Annotated in this window: 17 protein-coding genes; 16 read left to right on the top strand and 1 reads right to left on the bottom strand. The window is 71.2% G+C overall.

The features are described from left to right. The 12 genes from murF to AB0Q96_RS06215 all read left to right on the top strand — a co-directional run bounded on the left by murF (position 1) and on the right by AB0Q96_RS06215 (position 12490). On the top strand, positions 1–1428 hold the full coding sequence (gene murF, locus AB0Q96_RS06270; RefSeq protein ID WP_365322191.1) for a UDP-N-acetylmuramoyl-tripeptide--D-alanyl-D-alanine ligase: 1428 nt from the start codon (positions 1–3) through the stop codon (positions 1426–1428). Continuing rightward, complete coding sequence (mraY, locus tag AB0Q96_RS06265) at positions 1425–2495, top strand: phospho-N-acetylmuramoyl-pentapeptide-transferase (RefSeq protein WP_365322189.1); 1071 nt, start codon at positions 1425–1427, stop codon at positions 2493–2495. Before murF ends, mraY begins: the two co-directional genes overlap by 4 nt. After that, positions 2477–3913, top strand: a complete 1437-nt coding sequence (gene murD, locus AB0Q96_RS06260) for a UDP-N-acetylmuramoyl-L-alanine--D-glutamate ligase (RefSeq protein WP_365322187.1) — start codon at positions 2477–2479, stop codon at positions 3911–3913. The genes mraY and murD overlap by 19 nt, the downstream gene beginning before the upstream one ends. Positions 3914–3968: 55 nt before the next feature. Continuing rightward, positions 3969–5309 carry a putative lipid II flippase FtsW gene (ftsW, locus tag AB0Q96_RS06255; protein WP_365322186.1) on the top strand — a complete coding sequence of 447 codons (1341 nt, stop codon included), beginning with the start codon at positions 3969–3971 and terminating at the stop codon, positions 5307–5309. Between the two features lie 6 nt (positions 5310–5315). After that, positions 5316–6410 (top strand): undecaprenyldiphospho-muramoylpentapeptide beta-N-acetylglucosaminyltransferase, encoded by a 1095-nt coding sequence (gene murG / locus AB0Q96_RS06250; RefSeq protein WP_365322185.1) that lies wholly within the window; start codon positions 5316–5318, stop codon positions 6408–6410. 24 nt (positions 6411–6434) lie between these two features. Beyond that, positions 6435–7232, top strand: a complete 798-nt coding sequence (locus AB0Q96_RS06245; RefSeq protein ID WP_365322183.1) for an FtsQ-type POTRA domain-containing protein — start codon at positions 6435–6437, stop codon at positions 7230–7232. A 280-nt stretch (positions 7233–7512) separates the two neighbouring features. Beyond that, the gene (ftsZ, locus tag AB0Q96_RS06240) at positions 7513–8727 is read left to right on the top strand and encodes a cell division protein FtsZ (RefSeq protein ID WP_365322182.1); all 1215 of its coding nucleotides are present in this window, start codon (positions 7513–7515) and stop codon (positions 8725–8727) included. Then, positions 8724–9464 (top strand): peptidoglycan editing factor PgeF, encoded by a 741-nt coding sequence (pgeF, locus tag AB0Q96_RS06235; protein WP_365322180.1) that lies wholly within the window; start codon positions 8724–8726, stop codon positions 9462–9464. Before ftsZ ends, pgeF begins: the two co-directional genes overlap by 4 nt. Continuing rightward, positions 9461–10180, top strand: a complete 720-nt coding sequence (locus AB0Q96_RS06230; protein ID WP_365322178.1) for a YggS family pyridoxal phosphate-dependent enzyme — start codon at positions 9461–9463, stop codon at positions 10178–10180. The genes pgeF and AB0Q96_RS06230 overlap by 4 nt, the downstream gene beginning before the upstream one ends. Positions 10181–10319: 139 nt before the next feature. Further along, the gene (gene sepF / locus AB0Q96_RS06225; RefSeq protein ID WP_365322176.1) at positions 10320–10943 is read left to right on the top strand and encodes a cell division protein SepF; all 624 of its coding nucleotides are present in this window, start codon (positions 10320–10322) and stop codon (positions 10941–10943) included. Positions 10944–11013: 70 nt separating this feature from the next. Further along, on the top strand, positions 11014–11304 hold the full coding sequence (locus AB0Q96_RS06220; protein WP_361164094.1) for a YggT family protein: 291 nt from the start codon (positions 11014–11016) through the stop codon (positions 11302–11304). A gap of 67 nt (positions 11305–11371) precedes the next feature. Then, the gene (locus AB0Q96_RS06215; RefSeq protein WP_365322174.1) at positions 11372–12490 is read left to right on the top strand and encodes a DivIVA domain-containing protein; all 1119 of its coding nucleotides are present in this window, start codon (positions 11372–11374) and stop codon (positions 12488–12490) included. Between the two features lie 197 nt (positions 12491–12687). On the opposite strand, the gene ileS is transcribed toward AB0Q96_RS06215, so the two are convergent. Further along, positions 12688–15831 (bottom strand): isoleucine--tRNA ligase, encoded by a 3144-nt coding sequence (ileS, locus tag AB0Q96_RS06210; RefSeq protein WP_365322172.1) that lies wholly within the window; start codon positions 15829–15831, stop codon positions 12688–12690. 561 nt (positions 15832–16392) lie between these two features. Here ileS and AB0Q96_RS06205 point away from each other — a divergent pair. The 4 genes from AB0Q96_RS06205 to AB0Q96_RS06190 all read left to right on the top strand — a co-directional run bounded on the left by AB0Q96_RS06205 (position 16393) and on the right by AB0Q96_RS06190 (position 19264). Next, on the top strand, positions 16393–17175 hold the full coding sequence (locus AB0Q96_RS06205; RefSeq protein WP_365322170.1) for a TraR/DksA family transcriptional regulator: 783 nt from the start codon (positions 16393–16395) through the stop codon (positions 17173–17175). A gap of 34 nt (positions 17176–17209) precedes the next feature. Further along, positions 17210–17791, top strand: coding sequence for a signal peptidase II (gene lspA / locus AB0Q96_RS06200; RefSeq protein ID WP_365322168.1), 582 nt, complete (start codon positions 17210–17212; stop codon positions 17789–17791). A gap of 64 nt (positions 17792–17855) precedes the next feature. Continuing rightward, complete coding sequence (locus AB0Q96_RS06195; protein WP_365322166.1) at positions 17856–18797, top strand: RluA family pseudouridine synthase; 942 nt, start codon at positions 17856–17858, stop codon at positions 18795–18797. Further along, positions 18794–19264 carry a GNAT family N-acetyltransferase gene (locus tag AB0Q96_RS06190; protein WP_365322164.1) on the top strand — a complete coding sequence of 157 codons (471 nt, stop codon included), beginning with the start codon at positions 18794–18796 and terminating at the stop codon, positions 19262–19264. Before AB0Q96_RS06195 ends, AB0Q96_RS06190 begins: the two co-directional genes overlap by 4 nt. The last annotated feature ends 25 nt before the right edge of the window (positions 19265–19289 follow it).

Below are 19289 nucleotides of genomic sequence, written 5' to 3'. Positions count from 1 at the left end.
GTGATCGCCCTCTCCCTCGCCGAGATCGCCGAAATCGTCGGCGGGCAGCCGCACGACATACCGGATCCGGCCCTCCAGGTCACCGGCCCCGTCGTCATCGACTCCCGCGAGGTGAAGCCCGGCAGCCTCTTCGCCGCCTTCGCCGGTGAGCACGTCGACGGCCACGCCTACGCGGAGCGCGCCGTCCAGGCGGGTGCGGCGGCGGTGCTCGCCGCCCGCCCCGTCGGCGTGCCCTCGATCGTCGTGGCCGACGTGCAGGCCGCGCTCGGGGCGCTGGCCCGGTCGGTCGTCGACCGCCTCGGCACCGATGTCGTCGCGCTCACCGGCTCGGCCGGCAAGACCTCCACCAAGGACCTGATCGCCCAGGTCCTGGAGCGTCACGCGCCGACCGTGTGGACGCCCGGCTCCCTCAACAACGAGATCGGCCTGCCGCTGACCGCGCTGCGGGCCGACGCCGCCACCCGGCACCTCGTCCTGGAGATGGGGGCGCGCGGAATCGGCCACATCCGCTACCTCACCGGCCTCACCCCGCCGCGGATCGGCCTGGTCCTCAATGTGGGCACCGCGCACATCGGCGAGTTCGGCGGCCGCGAGCAGATCGCCGTGGCCAAGGGCGAGCTGGTCGAGTCGCTGCCGGCCGCGGCCGACGGCGGCGTGGCCGTCCTCAACGCCGACGACCCCCTCGTACGGGCCATGGCGAGCCGCACCACGGCGCGCGTCGTCCTCTTCGGCGAGGCCGAGGACGCGGCCGTACGCGCCGAGAATGTCCGGCTCACAGAGAACGGACAGCCCTCTTTCAGGCTTCACACACCCACCGGGTGCAGCGACGTGACCTTGCGCCTGTACGGTGAGCACCACGTGTCGAACGCGCTCGCCGCGGCCGCCGTCGCCCATGAGGTCGGCATGCCCGTCGAGGAGATCGCCACCGCGCTCTCCGAGGCAGGCACCCTGTCCCGCTGGCGCATGGAGGTCACCGAGCGTCCGGACGGCGTGACGATCGTCAACGACGCCTACAACGCGAACCCCGAGTCCATGCGAGCCGCCCTGCGCGCGCTCGCGGCCATGGGCAGGCCCGCACAGGCCAGGGGCTCCCGTACGTGGGCGGTGCTCGGCAAGATGGCCGAGCTCGGGGACGAGTCGCTCGCCGAGCACGACGCGGTCGGACGGCTCGCCGTCCGGCTCAACGTCAGCAAGCTCGTGGCGGTCGGGGACAGGGAAGCGTCCTGGCTGCAACTGGGCGCCTATAACGAGGGTTCGTGGGGTGAGGAGTCGGTGCACGTGTCCGACGCGCAGGCGGCGGTCGACCTGTTGCGCAGTGAGCTGCGACCGGGGGACATCGTCCTGGTGAAGGCGTCCAGGTCGGTGGGTCTGGAGCGGGTCGCCCTGGCACTGCTCGACACGGCCGAGGGCGAGGTCGCCGGCCGATGAGGCAGATCCTCTTCGCGGGGGCCATCGGCCTCTTCCTGACCCTGATCGGCACCCCGCTGCTCATCAAGCTGCTCGCCCGCAAGGGATACGGGCAGTTCATCCGCGACGACGGCCCGCGCGGCCACGCCGGGAAGAAGGGCACGCCCACCATGGGCGGCATCTCCTTCATCCTGGCCACCCTCATCGCGTACGCCCTGACCAAGGTCATCACCGGCGAGGACCCGACGTACTCGGGCGTCCTGGTGCTGTTCCTGATGGCCGGAATGGGTCTGGTCGGCTTCCTCGACGACTACATCAAGATCGTCAAGCAGCGTTCGCTGGGCCTGCGGGCCAAGGCGAAGATGGCCGGCCAGCTCATCGTCGGCATCGCCTTCGCCGTGCTCTCGCTGCAGTTCGCGGACCTGCGCGGCAACACCCCGGCCTCCGAGCGGCTCTCCTTCATCACGGACTTCGGCTGGTCCATCGGCCCGGTGCTGTTCGTGGTCTGGGCGCTCTTCATGATCCTGGCCATGTCCAACGGCGTGAACCTGACGGACGGTCTGGACGGCCTGGCCACCGGCGCGTCGGTGATGGTCTTCGGCGCGTACACCTTCATCGGGCTCTGGCAGTTCCAGGAGTCCTGCGCCAACGCGATGACGCTGACCAACCCGAACGCCTGCTTCGAGGTCCGCGATCCGCTCGACCTCGCGGTCGTCGCCGCGGCACTGATGGGCGCCTGCTTCGGCTTCCTGTGGTGGAACACCTCGCCCGCCAAGATCTTCATGGGCGACACCGGCTCGCTGGCCCTCGGCGGCGCGCTGGCCGGTCTCGCCATCTGCTCCCGTACGGAGCTGCTGCTGGCCCTCCTCGGCGGCCTCTTCGTGATGATCACGATGTCCGTGGTCATCCAGGTCGGCTCGTTCAAGATGACCGGCAAGCGCGTCTTCCGGATGGCACCGCTCCAACACCACTTCGAACTCAAGGGGTGGTCGGAAGTCCTGGTCGTCGTCCGGTTCTGGATCATCCAGGGCATGTGCGTGATCGTGGGCCTGGGCCTCTTCTACGCGGGATGGGCAGCAGAGAAGTGAGCGAGCCGGACTGGCAGGGCAAGCACGTCACCGTCGCCGGGCTCGGCGTGAGCGGCATCCCCGCCGCCCGCGCCCTGCACGGCCTGGGCGCGGTCGTCACGGTCGTCAACGACGGCGACGACGAGCGCTCCCGGGCGCAGGCCGCGGAGCTGGAGGCGGAGGGCGTCACCGTCCGCCTCGGCGACGGGGCGACCCTGCCGCCCGGCACCGAACTGATCGTCACCGCCCCGGGCTGGCAGCCCGACAAGCCGCTGTTCCTGGCCGCCGCCGAGGCGGGCGTGGAGATCTGGGGCGACGTCGAGCTGGCCTGGCGGCTGCGCGGCCCCGGCGCGGCACCGTGGCTCGCGGTCACCGGCACCAACGGCAAGACCACGACCGTGCGGATGCTCGCCTCCATCCTGGAGGCGGCCGGCCTGCGGACCGCGGCCGTCGGCAACATCGGCGTCTCCCTCCTCGACGCCGTCCTCGGCGACGAGGAGTACGACGTGCTCGCCGTGGAGCTCTCCAGCTACCAGCTGCACTGGGCGCCCTCGCTGCGCGCCCACTCGGGCGCCGTGCTCAACCTGGCGCCCGACCACCTCGACTGGCACGGCTCCATGGAGGCGTACGCCGCCGACAAGGGCCGGATCTACGAGGGCAACCAGGTCGCCTGCGTCTACAACGTGGCCGACAAGGCGACCGAGGACCTGGTGCGCGAGGCCGACGTCGAGGAGGGCTGCCGGGCGATCGGCTTCACCCTCGGCACCCCCGGCCCCTCGCAGCTCGGCATCGTCGAGGACATCCTGGTCGACCGGGCCTTCGTCGAGAACCGGCAGAAGAACGCCCAGGAGCTGGCGCAGGTCGCGGACATCCGGCCGCCGGCCCCGCACAACATCGCCAACGCCCTCGCCGCGGCCGCCCTGGCCCGCGCCTTCGGCGTCGAGCCGCAGGCCGTACGGGACGGGCTGCGGGCCTTCCGGCCCGACCCGCACCGCATCGAACTGGTCGAGGAGATCGAGGGCGTGGTCTACGTCGACGACTCCAAGGCGACCAACACCCACGCCGCCGAAGCCTCGTTGGCGTCCTACGACCCGATCGTCTGGATCGCCGGCGGCCTGGCCAAGGGCGCCGCGTTCGACGAGCTGGTCCGCAACGCGGCGCAGCGGCTGCGCGGGGTGGTGCTGATCGGCCGGGACCGCGCGCTGATCCGCGAAGCGCTGGCCCGACACGCCCCCGAGGTCCCGGTGGTGGACCTCGACCGGACCGACACTGGGGCGATGTCCGCGGCGGTCCAGGAGGCGGCCTCGCTCGCCCGGCCGGGGGACACGGTCCTGCTGGCCCCGGCCTGTGCCTCGATGGACATGTTCACCAACTACAACAAGCGCGGCGAGGCCTTCGCGGACGCCGTCCGCAGTCTCGCGGCGACCGGGCGCGCCTGACCTGACCAGCAAGGAGGTCCGGCCGGGCCGGGCACGACTGGAGGGGACGGCGATCATGCCGAGCCGAACCGCAGGGACACGCGACCCGTCCGCCGTACGCGGCGCGGGGCGCGCCCCGGCGGCGCCGAGGAAGCGACGCCGGGGCGGGCTTCGCGGGATCCACGAGCGGGCCCGCAGGACCTGGGACCGGCCGCTCACCGCGTACTACGTCATCGTCGGCGCCGGGCTGCTCATCACCGCGCTGGGCCTGGTGATGGTCTACTCGGCCTCGATGATCACGGCGCTGCGCTACGACCTGGTGCCCTCGTACTTCTTCCGCAAGCAGTTCTTCGCGGCGCTGCTCGGGGCGGGGCTGCTGCTCGTGGCCTCCCGGATGCCGGTGAAGCTGCACCGGGCGCTGGCCTACCCGATCCTGGTCGGGGCGATCTTCCTGATGGTGCTCGTCCAGGTGCCCGGGATAGGGGTGGCGGTCGGCGGCAACCAGAACTGGATCTCACTGGGCGGACCGTTCATGCTCCAGCCCAGCGAGTTCGGCAAGCTGGCGTTGATCCTGTGGGGGGCCGACCTGCTCGCCCGCAAGCAGGACATGAAGTTGCTCACCCAGTGGAAGCACATGCTGGTCCCGCTGGTTCCCGGAACGTTTCTGCTGCTCGGGCTCATCATGCTGGGCGGTGACATGGGCACGGCGATCATTCTCTCGGCGATCCTCTTCGGACTGCTGTGGACCGCCGGCGCCCCCACCCGGCTCTTCGTCGGCGTGCTCTCGGTGGCCGGAGCCATCGGGTTCCTGCTGATCAAGACCAGTGACAACCGGCTGAAGCGCTTCGCCTGCATCGGTGCCACCGATCCCGGCGGGGAGGGCGCCCCGTGCCTCCAGGCCGCGCACGGGATCTACGCGCTGGCCTCGGGCGGATGGTTCGGTTCCGGTCTCGGGGCAAGTGTGGAAAAATGGGGCCAACTCCCGGAAGCGCACACCGACTTCATCTTCGCCGTCACCGGTGAGGAACTGGGTCTGGCGGGGACGCTGTCGGTGCTGGCCCTCTTCGCGGCCCTAGGCTATGCGGGTATCCGCGTGGCCGGACGCACGGAGGACCCCTTCGTGAGGTTTGCCGCGGGAGGCGTGACCACCTGGATCACGGCGCAGGCCGTGGTCAACATCGGTGCGGTGCTCGGCCTGCTGCCGATCGCCGGAGTCCCGCTCCCGCTGTTCTCCTACGGAGGGTCCGCCCTGCTGCCGACCATGTTCGCCGTCGGGCTCCTGATCGCCTTCGCGCGACAGGAACCCGCCGCGAAAGCGGCCCTGGCCATGCGCCGCCCCGGCTGGGGCAAGCGGGCCGGGGGGAGATGGAAGTCGATGCGACGGCGCGTCAAGAAGCGTCCGTCCGGAGAGCGGTGAATTTCGGTGCATGTCGTCCTCGCCGGCGGAGGTACAGCCGGCCACATCGAGCCCGCGCTCGCACTCGCGGACGCCCTGCGCAGGCAGGACCCCTCCGTGGGGATCACGGCGCTGGGCACGGAGAAGGGCCTGGAGACCCGGCTGGTCCCCGAACGGGGCTACGAGCTGGCGCTCATCCCCGCCGTGCCGCTGCCCCGCAAGCCCACCCCTGAGCTGATCACCGTCCCCGGACGGCTGCGCGGCACCATCAAGGCGGCCGAGCAGGTCCTGGAGCGCACCAAGGCGGACTGCGTGGTCGGCTTCGGCGGCTACGTGGCGCTGCCCGGCTATCTGGCCGCCAAGCGGCTCGGTGTGCCGATCGTGGTCCACGAGGCCAACGCCCGGCCCGGCCTGGCCAACAAGATCGGCTCGCGCTACGCGGCCGGGGTCGGCGTGGCCACCCCGGACTCCAAGCTGCGCAACGCCCGTTACATCGGCATCCCGCTGCGGCACACCATCGCGACCCTCGACCGGGCCCGGGTCCGCCCCGAGGCGCGCGCCGCCTTCGGGCTCGACCCGAACCTGCCGACCCTGCTGGTCTCCGGCGGCTCCCAGGGCGCCCGGCGGCTCAACGAGGTCGTCCAGCAGATCGCGCCGGTGCTCCAGCGCTCCGGCATCCAGATCCTGCACGCGGTCGGCCCGAAGAACGAGCTGCCGCGTGTCGACAACATGCCCGGAATGCCGCCGTACGTGCCGGTACCGTACGTGGACCGGATGGACCTCGCGTACGCCGCCGCCGACATGATGCTCTGCCGCGCGGGCGCGATGACCGTCGCCGAGCTCTCCGCCGTCGGACTGCCGGCCGCCTACGTCCCGCTGCCCATCGGCAACGGCGAACAGCGGCTGAACGCCCAGCCGGTGGTCAAGGCCGGCGGTGGACTCCTCGTCGACGACGCGGAGCTGTCGCCGCAGTGGGTCCAGGGCAACGTCCTGCCCGTACTGGCCGATCCGCACCGGCTGTACGAGATGTCCCGCGCCGCCTCCGAGTTCGGCCGCCGGGACGCCGACGACCTCCTCGTCGGCATGGTGTACGAGGCGATCGCCGCCCGCCGTCAGGCGTAGCGGCGGCGGAAAGGGAGACGCCCTGTGGCAGCCGGACCCGCGACCGACCGGAAGAGCCCGAGCGGCAGGTCCAAGGGCTCGCCCGGGGCCTCGCCCCGACCGGGCGCCCGGAGGTTCCGGGTGCCCGGCCCACGGGTCCTCCTGGTCTCCTTCGGGGCCCTCGTCCTCGTGGGCGGCGGCGTCTGGGCGCTCTACGGCTCGAACTGGTTCCGCGTGGAGCGGGTGGGCGTCTCCGGTACGGAGGTGCTCACCCCGGACGAGGTGGAGCGCGTCGCGGCCGTTCCCGTCGGCGCGCCGATGGTCTCGGTCGACACCGACTCCATCGAGGCGCGGCTGCGCGAACGGCTGCCCCGGATCGACACCGTGGACGTCGTGCGGTCCTGGCCGCACGGAATCGGTCTGAAAGTGACGGAACGGAAGCCCGTCCTTCTGATGGAAAAGGGCGGAAAGTTCACCGAAGTGGACGCCGGTGGTGTGCGGTTCGCCACCGTGTCCAAGGCGCCCGCCGGCGTCCCCCGACTGGTCCTCGACGTGGCCGCCTCGCCGAGCCTGCGCCGCTTCGACGAGGACCGGCTCCTCGGCGAGGCGGTAGGCGTGACGGGCGAACTCCCGGAGAAAATCGCCCGGGACGCCCGTGTCGTCCGGATCACGTCGTACGACTCCATCACCCTGGAGCTCGGCAGGGGACGCACGGTCTTCTGGGGCAGTGGTGAGGACGGGGCCGTCAAGGCCCGGGTCCTCACCGCGCTGATGAAGGCCACTCCCAAAGCGGGACACTTCGATGTAAGTGCCCCCACGGCGCCCGCTTCATCGGGAAGTTGACGCTCATCAGCCCTGGCCAGCACCCTGGTTGGCCAGCGCTACGGGTGATCACATAGGGTGAAAAGAAAAACGGGAGGTTCGGCGTGTTCGTTGAACGTGCGCCACTTGTCGACTTAGTGTCCTGTTCGGAAGAGTCCAGCGAACAGAGACACTGGTAACCCTAAACTTCAACGTTAGGGTTTGGGTCGGCGTTTCGGACCGTCCCAATCGGCATCCGTCGTCGCGGCGCGCTAACCACCGCGAAGCGGCGACACGTAACTCGAGGCGAGAGGCCTTCGACGTGGCAGCACCGCAGAACTACCTCGCAGTCATCAAGGTCATCGGTGTCGGCGGCGGTGGTGTCAATGCCATCAACCGAATGATCGAGGTCGGTCTCAAGGGCGTCGAGTTCATCGCCATCAACACCGACGCACAGGCGTTGTTGATGAGCGACGCCGACGTCAAGCTGGACGTCGGCCGTGAACTGACCCGCGGCCTCGGGGCCGGGGCCAACCCGGCCGTCGGCCGCAAGGCGGCAGAGGACCACCGTGAGGAGATCGAGGAGGTCCTCAAGGGGGCCGACATGGTCTTCGTGACCGCCGGAGAAGGCGGCGGCACCGGCACCGGCGGCGCACCCGTCGTCGCCAACATCGCGCGCTCGCTCGGCGCCCTGACGATCGGTGTGGTCACCCGCCCGTTCACGTTCGAGGGACGCCGGCGTGCCAACCAGGCGGAGGACGGCATCGCCGAGCTCCGCGAAGAGGTCGACACCCTCATCGTCATCCCGAACGACCGACTGCTGTCGATCTCGGACCGTCAGGTCTCCGTGCTCGACGCCTTCAAGTCGGCCGACCAGGTGCTGCTGAGCGGTGTCCAGGGCATCACCGACCTCATCACCACCCCGGGTCTGATCAACCTCGACTTCGCCGACGTCAAGTCGGTCATGTCCGAGGCGGGTTCCGCCCTCATGGGCATCGGCTCCGCCCGCGGCGACGACCGCGCCGTGGCCGCCGCCGAGATGGCGATCTCCTCGCCGCTCCTGGAGGCCTCCATCGACGGGGCCCGTGGTGTGCTGCTCTCCATCTCCGGTGGCAGCGACCTCGGTCTCTTCGAGATCAACGAGGCCGCCCAGCTGGTGAGCGAGGCCGCCCACCCCGAGGCGAACATCATCTTCGGCGCCGTCATCGACGACGCCCTCGGCGACGAGGTGCGGGTCACCGTCATCGCCGCCGGCTTCGACGGCGGCCAGCCGCCGGCCCGCCGGGACAACATCATCGGTTCGTCCTCCGCCAAGCGCGAGGAGCCGGCCCCGGCCCCCCGCATCGCCGAGACCTCCCGCCCGCTGGGCGGTCTGGGCACGGTGGCCCCGCGCGAGGAGCCGGTGGCCCCGGTCGAGCCGATGCCGGCCGTCAGCGAGACCCCGCTGCCGCCCCTCACCTCGCCGGTGGTCCCGCCGGCCCGCCCGTACCCGGACAGCCAGGCCGAAGAGCTGGATGTCCCGGACTTCTTGAAGTGATAGGGCAGCGTCACGACACGAGCGGCGCCCACTTCGCCTTCACCGACCGGTGGGGCGGGGTGAGCGCCGTTCCGTACGAGGAGCTCAACCTCGGCGGAGCCGTCGGCGACGATCCCGCGGCCGTCCTCGCGAACCGGGAACGGGCCGCGACCGGGCTGGGTCTCGACCCGGCCCGGGTGGTCTGGATGAACCAGGTCCACGGCGCCGACGTCGCCGTGGTGGACGGCCCCTGGGGGGCGGACCCCGTCCCCTCGGTCGACGCGCTCGTCACCGACCGGCCCGGACTCGCCCTCGCGGTGCTCACCGCGGACTGCGTGCCGGTCCTCCTCGCCGACCCCGTCGCCGGGGTCGTCGCCGCCGCCCACGCCGGGCGGCCCGGGATGGTCGCCGGGGTCGTCCCGGCCACCGTGGCCCGGATGACCGCACTCGGGGCCCGCCCCGAGCGGATCGTCGCCCGCACCGGCCCCGCCGTCTGCGGGCGTTGCTACGAGGTGCCCGAGGCGATGCGCGCCGAGGTCGCCGCCGTCGAACCGGCCGCACACGCCGAGACCTCCTGGGGAACCCCCGCCGTCGACGTCACCGCGGGCGTGCTCGCCCAGCTCGCCCGACTGGGCGTCACCGACGTGCTGGCGAGCGGGGTCTGCACCCTGGAGTCCCGGGACCACTACTCGTACCGCCGCGACCGGACCACCGGGCGACTCGCGGGATATGTCTGGCTGAACCGGGAAGAGACATGACGGACCGAACGGCGGAACTCGCAGCGAATCTGGCCCGGGTGGAGGAGCGCATCGCCGCCGCCTGCGCCGCCGCCGGCCGGGCGCGGGAGGAGGTGACCCTCATCGTGGTCACCAAGACCTACCCCGCGAGCGACGTGCGGATCCTGCACGGACTCGGGGTGCGTCATGTCGCCGAGAACCGCGACCAGGACGCCGCCCCCAAGGCCGCGGCCTGTGCGGACCTCGACCTGAACTGGCACTTCGTGGGCCAGCTTCAGACCAACAAGGTCCGTTCCGTGGTGGGTTATGCCGATGTGGTGCAGTCCGTCGACCGCTTGAAGCTGGTCTCCTCCCTCTCCGCCGCGGCGGAGAAGGCGGAGCGCGAACTCGGCTGTCTCCTCCAGGTCGCGCTCGACGCCGAGTCCGGCGCCCGGGGCGACCGGGGCGGGGTGGCCCCCGACGGGATCGAGGAGTTGGCCGCCGCGGTGGACGCTGCGCCCGGACTGCGGCTCGACGGACTGATGACCGTCGCCCCGCTCTCCGGCCCGTTCGCGGGAGGGCAACGGGCCGCCTTCGACCGGCTGATGGATTTGTCGACTGTCCTGCGCGCGACCCGTCCGGCTGCGAACATGGTGTCAGCAGGGATGAGTGCGGACCTCGAGGAGGCCGTGGCGGCCGGAGCGACACACGTGCGCATCGGTACGGCGGTACTCGGAGTCCGCCCGAAGCTCGGGTAACGTCGCGAAGCAGGTCGGACCACAGCAGAAAATATGGTCATTCCGCCAGGGAGGCGGGGGGACCTCGTGGATCGCGGGCACTTGGTGACACTGCGACATTCGGTAAGGGCGATCCACCACAGAGCGGAGGATGCAGAGCATGGCCGGCGCGATGCGCAAGATGGCGGTCTACCTCGGCCTCGTGGAGGACGATGGTTACGACGGCCGGGGCTTCGACCCCGACGACGACTTCGAACCCGAGCTGGAGCCCGAGCCCGAGCGTGACCGGCGCCATCACCAGCCCCCGCGCCAGGTGGAACGGGAGGAGCCGGTACGCGTGGTAGCGCCCCCCGCGCCCCGTGAGCCGGTGTCCCATTCTGTCCCGGTACCCGCCGAGAGCGGGCGTCCGGCCCGAATTGCCCCCGTGGCATCCATCACACCCGAACGCCCGAGCCTGGAGAAGAACGCGCCGGTGATCATGCCCAAGGTCGTGTCCGAGCGGGAGCCCTACCGCATCACCACGCTCCACCCGCGGACCTACAACGAGGCCCGTACCATCGGGGAACACTTCCGCGAGGGCACCCCGGTGATCATGAATCTCACGGAGATGGACGACACCGACGCGAAGCGACTTGTCGACTTTGCCGCCGGACTCGTCTTCGGGCTCCATGGCAGCATTGAGCGCGTGACGCAGAAGGTGTTCCTGTTGTCGCCTGCTAACGTCGATGTCACGGCGGAGGACAAGGCCCGTATCGCAGAGGGCGGATTCTTCAACCAGAGCTGAGAACACGAGACCGAGAACGACCCGGCCGCAAGGCCGGACAAGCGAGATCCAGGGGAGAGGGAAGCGCGGGATGGGCGTCGCACTACAGGTGGTCTACATCGCGCTGATGTGCTTCCTAGTCCTCCTGATCTTCCGGCTGGTCATGGACTACGTCTTCCAGTTCGCCCGTTCATGGCAACCCGGTAAGGCGATGGTGGTCGTTCTGGAGGCCACCTACACTGTCACCGATCCACCGCTCAAGCTTCTGCGGCGGCTCATCCCGCCGCTGCGTCTCGGGGGCGTGGCACTCGACCTGTCCTTCTTCGTTCTGATGATCATCGTCTACATCCTGATCTCCGTCGTGAGCAGCTTCGCGAGGTGATGGTGGAGGGAAATGTGGACGATACGGTCTTGCCGACTGCCGACGACTACGTAGAGGTGAAGAAGAGATGCCGCTGACCCCTGAGGACGTGCGGAACAAGCAGTTCACGACCGTCCGACTTCGAGAAGGCTATGACGAGGACGAGGTCGATGCCTTCCTCGACGAGGTCGAAGGCGAACTGACCCGTCTGCTCCGCGAGAACGAGGACCTGCGCGCCAAGCTGGCCGCCGCGACCCGTGCCGCCGCGCAGAACCAGCAGCAGCAGAGCATGCGCAAGCCCCCGGAGCAGCAGGACCGTCCCGTCGGTCCCGGCGCCCCCGTGCCCGCCGCCATATCCGGACCGCCGGCTCAGCAGCAGCCCCCGCAGATGGGCCCGCCGCAGCTGCCGTCCGGTGCCCCCGCGCTTCCCGCCGGCCCGATGCAGGGCGGCCCGATGCAGGGTGGCCCCATGCAGGGCGGTCCGATGCAGGGCGGCCCGATGGGCCCCGGTGGGATGCAGGGCGGCCCGATGGGTCCCGGCCCGATGCAGGGCGGTCCGATGCAGGGCGGCCCCATGGGTCACCCGCAGCAGCAGCAGATGCAGCCCATGCAGCCGGCCCAGGGCCCGGGCGGCGACAGCGCCGCGCGTGTCCTCTCGCTGGCCCAGCAGACCGCCGACCAGGCGATCGCGGAGGCCCGTTCCGAGGCCAACAAGATCGTCGGCGAGGCGCGTTCGCGCGCCGAGGGCCTGGAGCGGGACGCCCGCGCCAAGGCCGACGCCCTGGAGCGGGACGCGCAGGAGAAGCACCGCGTCGCGATGGGCTCCCTGGAGTCCGCCCGCGCGACCCTCGAGCGCAAGGTCGAGGACCTGCGGGGCTTCGAGCGTGAGTACCGGACCCGCCTGAAGTCGTACCTGGAGTCGCAGCTGCGTCAGCTGGAGACCCAGGCCGACGACTCGCTGGCCCCGGCGCGCACTCCCGCGACCGCGTCCCTGCCGCCGTCCCCCTCGATGGCCTCGGCGGGTGCCCCCGCCCCGTCCTTCGGCGGCAACGGCCCGATGGGCGGCGCCCCGTCGTACGGCGGTCAGCAGCAGATGTCCCCGGCGATGACCCAGCCGATGGCTCCGGTCCGTCCGCAGGCTCCGCAGCCGATGCAGCAGGCGCCGGCGCCGATGCGCGGTTTCCTGATCGACGAGGACGACAACTGACGGCGCCGCACGTCCGCGCGCTGAGCGCGTAGCCGTCGGCGGCAGTCGTAAGGGCCGGGCCCTGGGTATCCACCCAGGGCCCGGCCCTTTTGCGTGCGGCGGCGTGCGGCGGCGTTCGACCGGGGGGCACCGGCATCCCGGGCGGTACGCCGAAGGGCCCGGCACCGAGGTCGGTGCCGGGCCCTTCGCCGTGCGGGTTACGCCTTGCGGAGGCGGAAGGTGAGGGCCAGGCCCTCGTCCTCGAACGGGGTGCCGTACGAGTCGTCGGCGGCGCCCTCCGCGTGGTCCGTGGCCAGGACCTCGTCGGCGATCAGGCCGGCGTGGGCCGTCAGCGCCTCCACCGTCTCCGGGGAGGCGGAGGTCCAGCGCAGCGCGATCCGGTCCGCCACGTCCAGGCCGCTGTTCTTGCGGGCCTCCTGGATCAGGCGGATCGCGTCACGGGCCAGGCCCGCCTTGCGCAGCTCCGGGGTGATCTCCAGGTCGAGGGCGACCGTCGCACCGGAGTCGGAGGCCACCGACCAGCCCTCGCGCGGGGTCTCCGTGATGATGACCTCGTCCGGAGTGAGCGTCACCTCCTCGCCGTTGACGGTGACGACGGCCTCGCCGCCGCGCAGCGCCAGCGACAGGGCCGCCGCGTCGGCCGCGGCCACCGCCTTCGCCACGTCCTGGACGCCCTTGCCGAAACGCTTGCCGAGCGCCCGGAAGTTCGCCTTGGCGGTGGTGTCCACCAGGCTGCCGCCGACCTCCGAGAGGGAGGCGAGCGAGGAGACGTTCAGCTCCTCCGTGATCTGGGCCTGGAGCTCCGGCGACAGGGCCGCGAAGCCGTTCGCCGCGACCAGCGCGCGCGAGAGCGGCTGACGGGTCTTCACGCCCGACTCGGCGCGCGTCGCGCGGCCCAGCTCGACCAGGCGGCGGACCAGCAGCATCTGCTCGGACAGCACCTCGTCGACGAGCGCGGTGTCCGCCTCCGGCCAGGTGGCCAGGTGGACGGAGTCCGGGGCGTCCGGGGAGACCGGGACGACCAGGTCCTGCCAGACCCGCTCCGTGATGAAGGGGGTCAGCGGGGCCATCAGACGGGTGACCGTCTCGACCACCTCGTGCAGGGTGCGCAGCGCCGCCTTGTCGCCCTGCCAGAAGCGGCGGCGCGAGCGGCGCACGTACCAGTTGGACAGGTCGTCGACGAAGGCCGAGAGCAGCTTGCCGGCCCGCTGGGTGTCGTACGCCTCCATCGCCTCGGTGACCGAGACGACCAGTGTGTTCAGCTCGGAGAGCAGCCACTTGTCGAGGACCGTGCGGTCGGCCGGCGTCGGGTCGGCGGCCGAGGGGGCCCAGCCCGAGGTGCGGGCGTACAGGGCCTGGAAGGCGACCGTGTTCCAGTACGTCAGGAGCGTCTTGCGGACGACCTCCTGGATCGTGCCGTGGCCGACCCGGCGGGCCGCCCAGGGCGAGCCGCCGGCCGCCATGAACCAGCGCACCGCGTCGGCGCCGTGCTGGTCCATCAGCGGGATGGGCTGCAGGATGTTGCCGAGGTGCTTGGACATCTTGCGGCCGTCCTCGGCGAGGATGTGGCCCAGGCAGACCACGTTCTCGTACGAGGACTTGTCGAAGACCAGGGTGCCGACGGCCATCAGCGTGTAGAACCAGCCGCGGGTCTGGTCGATCGCCTCGGAGATGAACTGCGCCGGGTAGCGGCTCTCGAACAGCTCCTTGTTCTGGTACGGGTAGCCGTACTGCGCGAACGGCATCGAGCCCGAGTCGTACCAGGCGTCGATGACCTCCGGCACGCGGACGGCCTCGTGCGAGCAGCCCTCGGCGGGGCAGGTGAAGGTCACCGCGTCGATGTACGGGCGGTGCGGGTCGAGCTCCGACTGGTCGGTGCCGGTCAGCTCGGAGAGCTCCGCGCGCGAGCCCACGCAGGTCAGGTGGGAGTCCTCGCAGCGCCAGATCGGCAGCGGGGTGCCCCAGTAGCGGTTGCGGGAGAGCGCCCAGTCGATGTTGTTGTTCAGCCAGTCGCCGAAGCGCCCGTGCTTGACCGAGTCCGGGAACCAGTTCGTCTTCTCGTTCTCTTCGAGAAGGCGGTCCTTCACGGCGGTCGTACGGATGTACCAGGACGGCTGCGCGTAGTAGAGCAGGGCCGTGTGGCAGCGCCAGCAGTGCGGGTAGCTGTGCTCGTACGGGATGTGCCGGTAGAGCAGGCCGCGCGCGTCCAGGTCGGCGGTCAGCTGCTCGTCGGCCTTCTTGAAGAAGACGCCGCCGACCAGCGGCACGTCCTCCTCGAAGGTGCCGTCGGGGCGGACCGGGTTGACGACCGGCAGGCCGTAGGCGCGGCAGACCTTGAGGTCGTCCTCACCGAAGGCGGGGGACTGGTGGACCAGACCCGTGCCGTCCTCGGTCGTCACGTACTCGGCGTTGACCACGTAGTGGGCCTCGGCCGGGAACTCGATCAGCTCGAAGGGGCGCTGGTAGGTCCAGCGCTCCATCTCGGCGCCGGTGAAGGACTCGCCGGTGGTCACCCAGCCCTCGCCGAGGGCCTTGTCCAGGAGCGGCTCGGCGACGACCAGCCGCTCGTCGCCGTCGGTGGCGACCACGTAGGTCACCTCGGGGTGGGCGGCGACGGCCGTGTTGGACACCAGGGTCCACGGGGTCGTCGTCCAGACCAGCAGGGCGGCCTTGCCGGCCAGCGGGCCGGAGGTCAGCGGGAAGCGCACGAAGACCGAGGGGTCGACGACCGTCTCGTAGCCCTGGGCCAGCTCGTGGTCGGAGAGGCCCGTGCCGCAGCGGGGGCACCAGGGGGCGACGCGGTGGTCCTGGACCAGCAGGTCCTTGTCGAAGATCTGCTTCAGCGACCACCAGACCGACTCGATGTACGAGGGGTCCATGGTGCGGTACGCGTCGTCGAGGTCGACCCAGTAGCCCATCCGGGTGGTGAGCTCGGCGAAGGCGTCGGTGTGGCGGGTCACGGACTCGCGGCACTTGGCGTTGAACTCGGCGATGCCGTACGCCTCGATGTCCTTCTTGCCGGCGAAGCCGAGCTCCTTCTCGACGGCGAGCTCGACCGGCAGGCCGTGGCAGTCCCAGCCGGCCTTGCGGGCCACGTGGTAGCCGCGCATGGTGCGGAAGCGGGGGAACACGTCCTTGAAGACGCGGGCCTCGATGTGGTGGGCGCCGGGCATGCCGTTGGCGGTGGGCGGGCCCTCGTAGAACACCCACTCGGGGCGTCCCTCGGACTGCTCCAGGGTCTTGGCGAAGATCTTGTTGTCCTGCCAGAAGTCGAGCACCGCGTGCTCGAGCGCGGGCAGGTCGACCTGGGCGGGCACCTGGCGGTATTGCGGCGGCGTCATGCTTGCGAGCTCCTCCGGCGGACTGTTTCGCTTCCGTCCGGAGGGACGAGAGCAGTGCTCCCGCGGTACCACCCTCCTTGGCCCCGGGCGGCCGCTGCCGTCCTGAGCCCCCTCATTGGGGTCGCGACGCCGGGTCTACTCGCCGCGGTCGTCCGCGGCTTTCTTCCGGCAGCTCCGGGGTGATGCTTCACATCGGGCTCGCCCCCGGGCTCTCACCGTCCCCGGGTCGCTCATGGCTGCGTACGACGCTACTCGTCCCCATCCAAGCCTTTCGCTGAGCTCAGTGTACGGGGCCGGGGTGGGCCCGGCCGACCGGATTTCCGGTGTTTCCCGGTGACCCGAATGGGCACACCGGCCCGTGCGGAGTCGGACTTCGGCCAAGTGGGGGAGGACCGGGACGGATAACCCGCCGGGGAGCTGGGCACAACGGAGGCAGGCTCGTCCCGCAGGGCGCCGGGGCGGGCGCGCAGGGCGGCGTGCCCCGTTGCCGCGGGCTCTGGGCCGATTTATCGTCCCAGCACGATTCGCGAGCAAGATCACTAAATGTGAAGGGGCCGCGACATGGTGGCGAAGAAGACCGCCGCGAAGAAGACGACGGCAGCGAAGAAGACGCCGGCCGTCAAGAAGTCCGCGCCCGCGAAGAAGTCCGCGTCCGCGAGCGGGGCGCCCGCCGGGAAGGCCGCCGCGAAGAAGGCGGCGTCCGCGACGGCGGCGTCGGCCGACCCCGCGGCCCCCGCGAAGAAGGCGGCACCCGCGAAGAGGACCGCCGCGGCGAAGAAGACCCCCGCGGCGAAGAAGACCCCCGCCAAGACGGCGAAGACCGCGAAGACGGCGAAGACGGCGAAGGCCGCGACCGAGAAGACAGGAGCCAGGACGGTGGCAGCGAAGAAGACCGCGGGTGGCGTCAGGACCGCCGAGAACGAGGCCGCGGTGCCTCACTCCCGGCCGGGCGAGCTCGCCGTGCGTCCCGGGGAGGAACCGTGGACCCCCGACGAGGTCGCGGAGGCCCGCAGCGGCCTCCAGGCGGAGGTGCTGCGGCTGCGGAGCGAGCTGGTGCACTCGCAGGAGGAGCTGACCGGGCTGATGCGCGACTCGGGCGACGGGGCGGGCGACGACCAGGCCGACACCGGGACCAAGAACATCACGCGCGAGCACGAGCTCTCGCTCGCGGCCAACGCGCGCGAGATGCTGGAGCAGAGCGAGCACGCCCTGGAGCGGCTCGACGCCGGCACGTACGGCCTGTGCGAGGTCTGCGGCAAGCCCATCGGGAAGGCCAGGATGCAGGCGTTCCCCCGGGCCACGCTGTGCGTGGAGGACAAGCAGAAGCAGGAGCGCCGCGGCTGACGCGGCCCGAGGAGTGTGCCGTACCCTCGTGCACATGGCAGAGGCGGAGAGCGTCATCGGTACGCCGGATTCAGGTACGCCGGATTCAGCAGGGGCCGACGAGACGGCCGTCCCCGAGGAGCGGCCCAAGGGGAGGCGACGGATCGTCGCCCTCCTCGTGGTGGCCGTCCTCGCCTACCTCGTGGACCTCGGCAGCAAGATGCTGGTGGTCGAGAAGCTGGAGGGGCACGCGCCGATCAAGGTCATCGGCGACCTGCTGCGCTTCGAGGCCATCCGCAACCCCGGTGCCGCCTTCGGCATGGGCGAGGCGTTCACGATCATCTTCACCGGGATCGCGACCGTCGTGATCGTCGTGATCATCCGGCTCGCCCGCAAGCTCTACAGCCTGCCCTGGGCGATCGCCCTGGGCCTGCTGCTCGGCGGCGCGCTGGGCAACCTCACGGACCGGATCTTCCGCTCCCCGGGCGTCTTCGAGGGGGCGGTCGTCGACTTCATCGCGCCCGCCCACTTCGCCGTCTTCAACCTCGCCGACTCGGCGATCGTCTGCGGCGGCATCCTGATCGTGATCCTGTCCTTCCGGGGCCTGGACCCGGACGGAACGGTCCACAAGGACTGAGCCGGACCCCCCGCCCGTCCCGTGCGGAAGACAGAGTGTCTTCCGCACAAGGCATACTCGACGGGTGAGCACGAGTCCCGAGATCCGCACCCTGCCCGTTCCCGATGGCCTGGAGGGCGAGCGCGTCGACGCCGCCATCGCCCGTATGTTCGGGTTCTCCCGTACGAAGGCGGCCGAGCTGGCCGCCGCAGGCAAGGTCCAGGTCGACGGTGCCGTCGTCGGCAAGTCCGAGCGGGTCAGCGGCGGCGCGTGGCTCGAGGTCGAGATGCCGGGCGCGGCCGCCCCGGTGCAGATCGTGGCCGAGCCCGTCGAGGGCATGGAGATCGTCCACGACGACGACGACATCGTCGTGATCATGAAGCCGGTCGGCGTCGCCGCCCACCCCAGCCCCGGCTGGACCGGCACCACCGTGATCGGCGGCCTCGCCGCCGCCGGCTACCGGATCTCCACCTCCGGCGCCGCCGAGCGCCAGGGCATCGTGCACCGCCTCGACGTCGGCACCTCCGGTCTGATGGTGGTGGCGAAGTCGGAGTACGCGTACACCTCGCTGAAGCGCCAGTTCAAGGAGCGCGTGGTCGACAAGCGCTACCACGCCCTGGTCCAGGGCCACCCGGACCCGCTGAGCGGCACCGTCGACGCTCCCATCGGCCGGCACCCGCACCACGACTACAAGTGGGCCGTGACCGCCGACGGCAAGGCCTCCGTGACCCACTACGACCTGATCGAGGCCTACCGCGCGGCCTCGCTGCTCGACATCAAGCTGGAGACGGGCCGCACCCACCAGATCCGGGTGCACATGTCCACGCTGCGCCACCCCTGCGTCGGCGACCTCACCTACGGCGCCGACCCGACGATGGCCAAGCGCCTCGGCCTGACCCGCCAGTGGCTGCACGCGGTGCGGCTCGGCTTCGAGCACCCCGGCGACGGGCAGTGGGTCGAGTTCGCGAGCACCTACCCGGCGGACCTCCAGACCGCGCTCGACCGGATCGCGGCGGAGAGCCGGTGACCGGCTCCGCGTACGCCGTCCGCGAGGCCGTGGACGGCGCCGACCTCGACGCGTGCTTCGCGGTGCGCCGCGAGGTCTTCGTGGTGGAGCAGGGCGTTCCGCAGGAGCTCGAGTACGACACGTACGACGAGACCGCCGTGCACGTGCTCGCCGTCGGCGAGGACGGGGTGCCGCTGGGCACCGGGCGGCTGCTGTTCGGGGCGGACGCGACCGGCAGGACCGGCGCCGACGCCTCGGTGGGCTCCCTCGGACGGCTCGCGGTCGGCAAGGCCGCCCGCGGTCTCGGGGTGGGCGCGGCGCTGGTGCGGGCCATCGAGGACGCCGCCCGCGCGCGCGGCCTCGCCGCCGTCGACCTGCACGCGCAGACGCAGGCGCTCGGCTTCTACGAGCGGCTGGGCTACGAGGCGTACGGCCCGGAGTTCCCCGACGCGGGGATGCCGCACCGGGCGATGCGAAGGGCCCTGTAAGCGAGCACCGTCGCGACGGTGGGGC

The organism is Streptomyces sp. NPDC093111, from assembly GCF_040683955.1.
Taxonomy (GTDB): domain Bacteria; phylum Actinomycetota; class Actinomycetes; order Streptomycetales; family Streptomycetaceae; genus Streptomyces.
The sequence above is the reverse complement of the archived record's forward strand: the minus strand, read 5'-3'. Positions and strand labels throughout refer to the sequence as shown.

Bases quoted from the DNA above. Each gene is read 5' to 3' on its own strand.
- AB0Q96_RS06215 (WP_365322174.1), top strand. From the start codon at position 11,372: ATGCCGCTGACCCCTGAGGACGTGCGGAACAAGCAGTTCACGACCGTC.
- sepF (WP_365322176.1), top strand. From the start codon at position 10,320: ATGGCCGGCGCGATGCGCAAGATGGCGGTCTACCTCGGCCTCGTGGAG.
- ileS (WP_365322172.1), bottom strand. From the start codon at position 15,831: ATGACGCCGCCGCAATACCGCCAGGTGCCCGCCCAGGTCGACCTGCCC.
- AB0Q96_RS06220 (WP_361164094.1), top strand. From the start codon at position 11,014: ATGGGCGTCGCACTACAGGTGGTCTACATCGCGCTGATGTGCTTCCTA.
- mraY (WP_365322189.1), top strand. From the start codon at position 1,425: ATGAGGCAGATCCTCTTCGCGGGGGCCATCGGCCTCTTCCTGACCCTG.
- murD (WP_365322187.1), top strand. From the start codon at position 2,477: ATGGGCAGCAGAGAAGTGAGCGAGCCGGACTGGCAGGGCAAGCACGTC.
- AB0Q96_RS06205 (WP_365322170.1), top strand. From the start codon at position 16,393: ATGGTGGCGAAGAAGACCGCCGCGAAGAAGACGACGGCAGCGAAGAAG.
- ftsW (WP_365322186.1), top strand. From the start codon at position 3,969: ATGCCGAGCCGAACCGCAGGGACACGCGACCCGTCCGCCGTACGCGGC.
- lspA (WP_365322168.1), top strand. From the start codon at position 17,210: ATGGCAGAGGCGGAGAGCGTCATCGGTACGCCGGATTCAGGTACGCCG.
- AB0Q96_RS06230 (WP_365322178.1), top strand. From the start codon at position 9,461: ATGACGGACCGAACGGCGGAACTCGCAGCGAATCTGGCCCGGGTGGAG.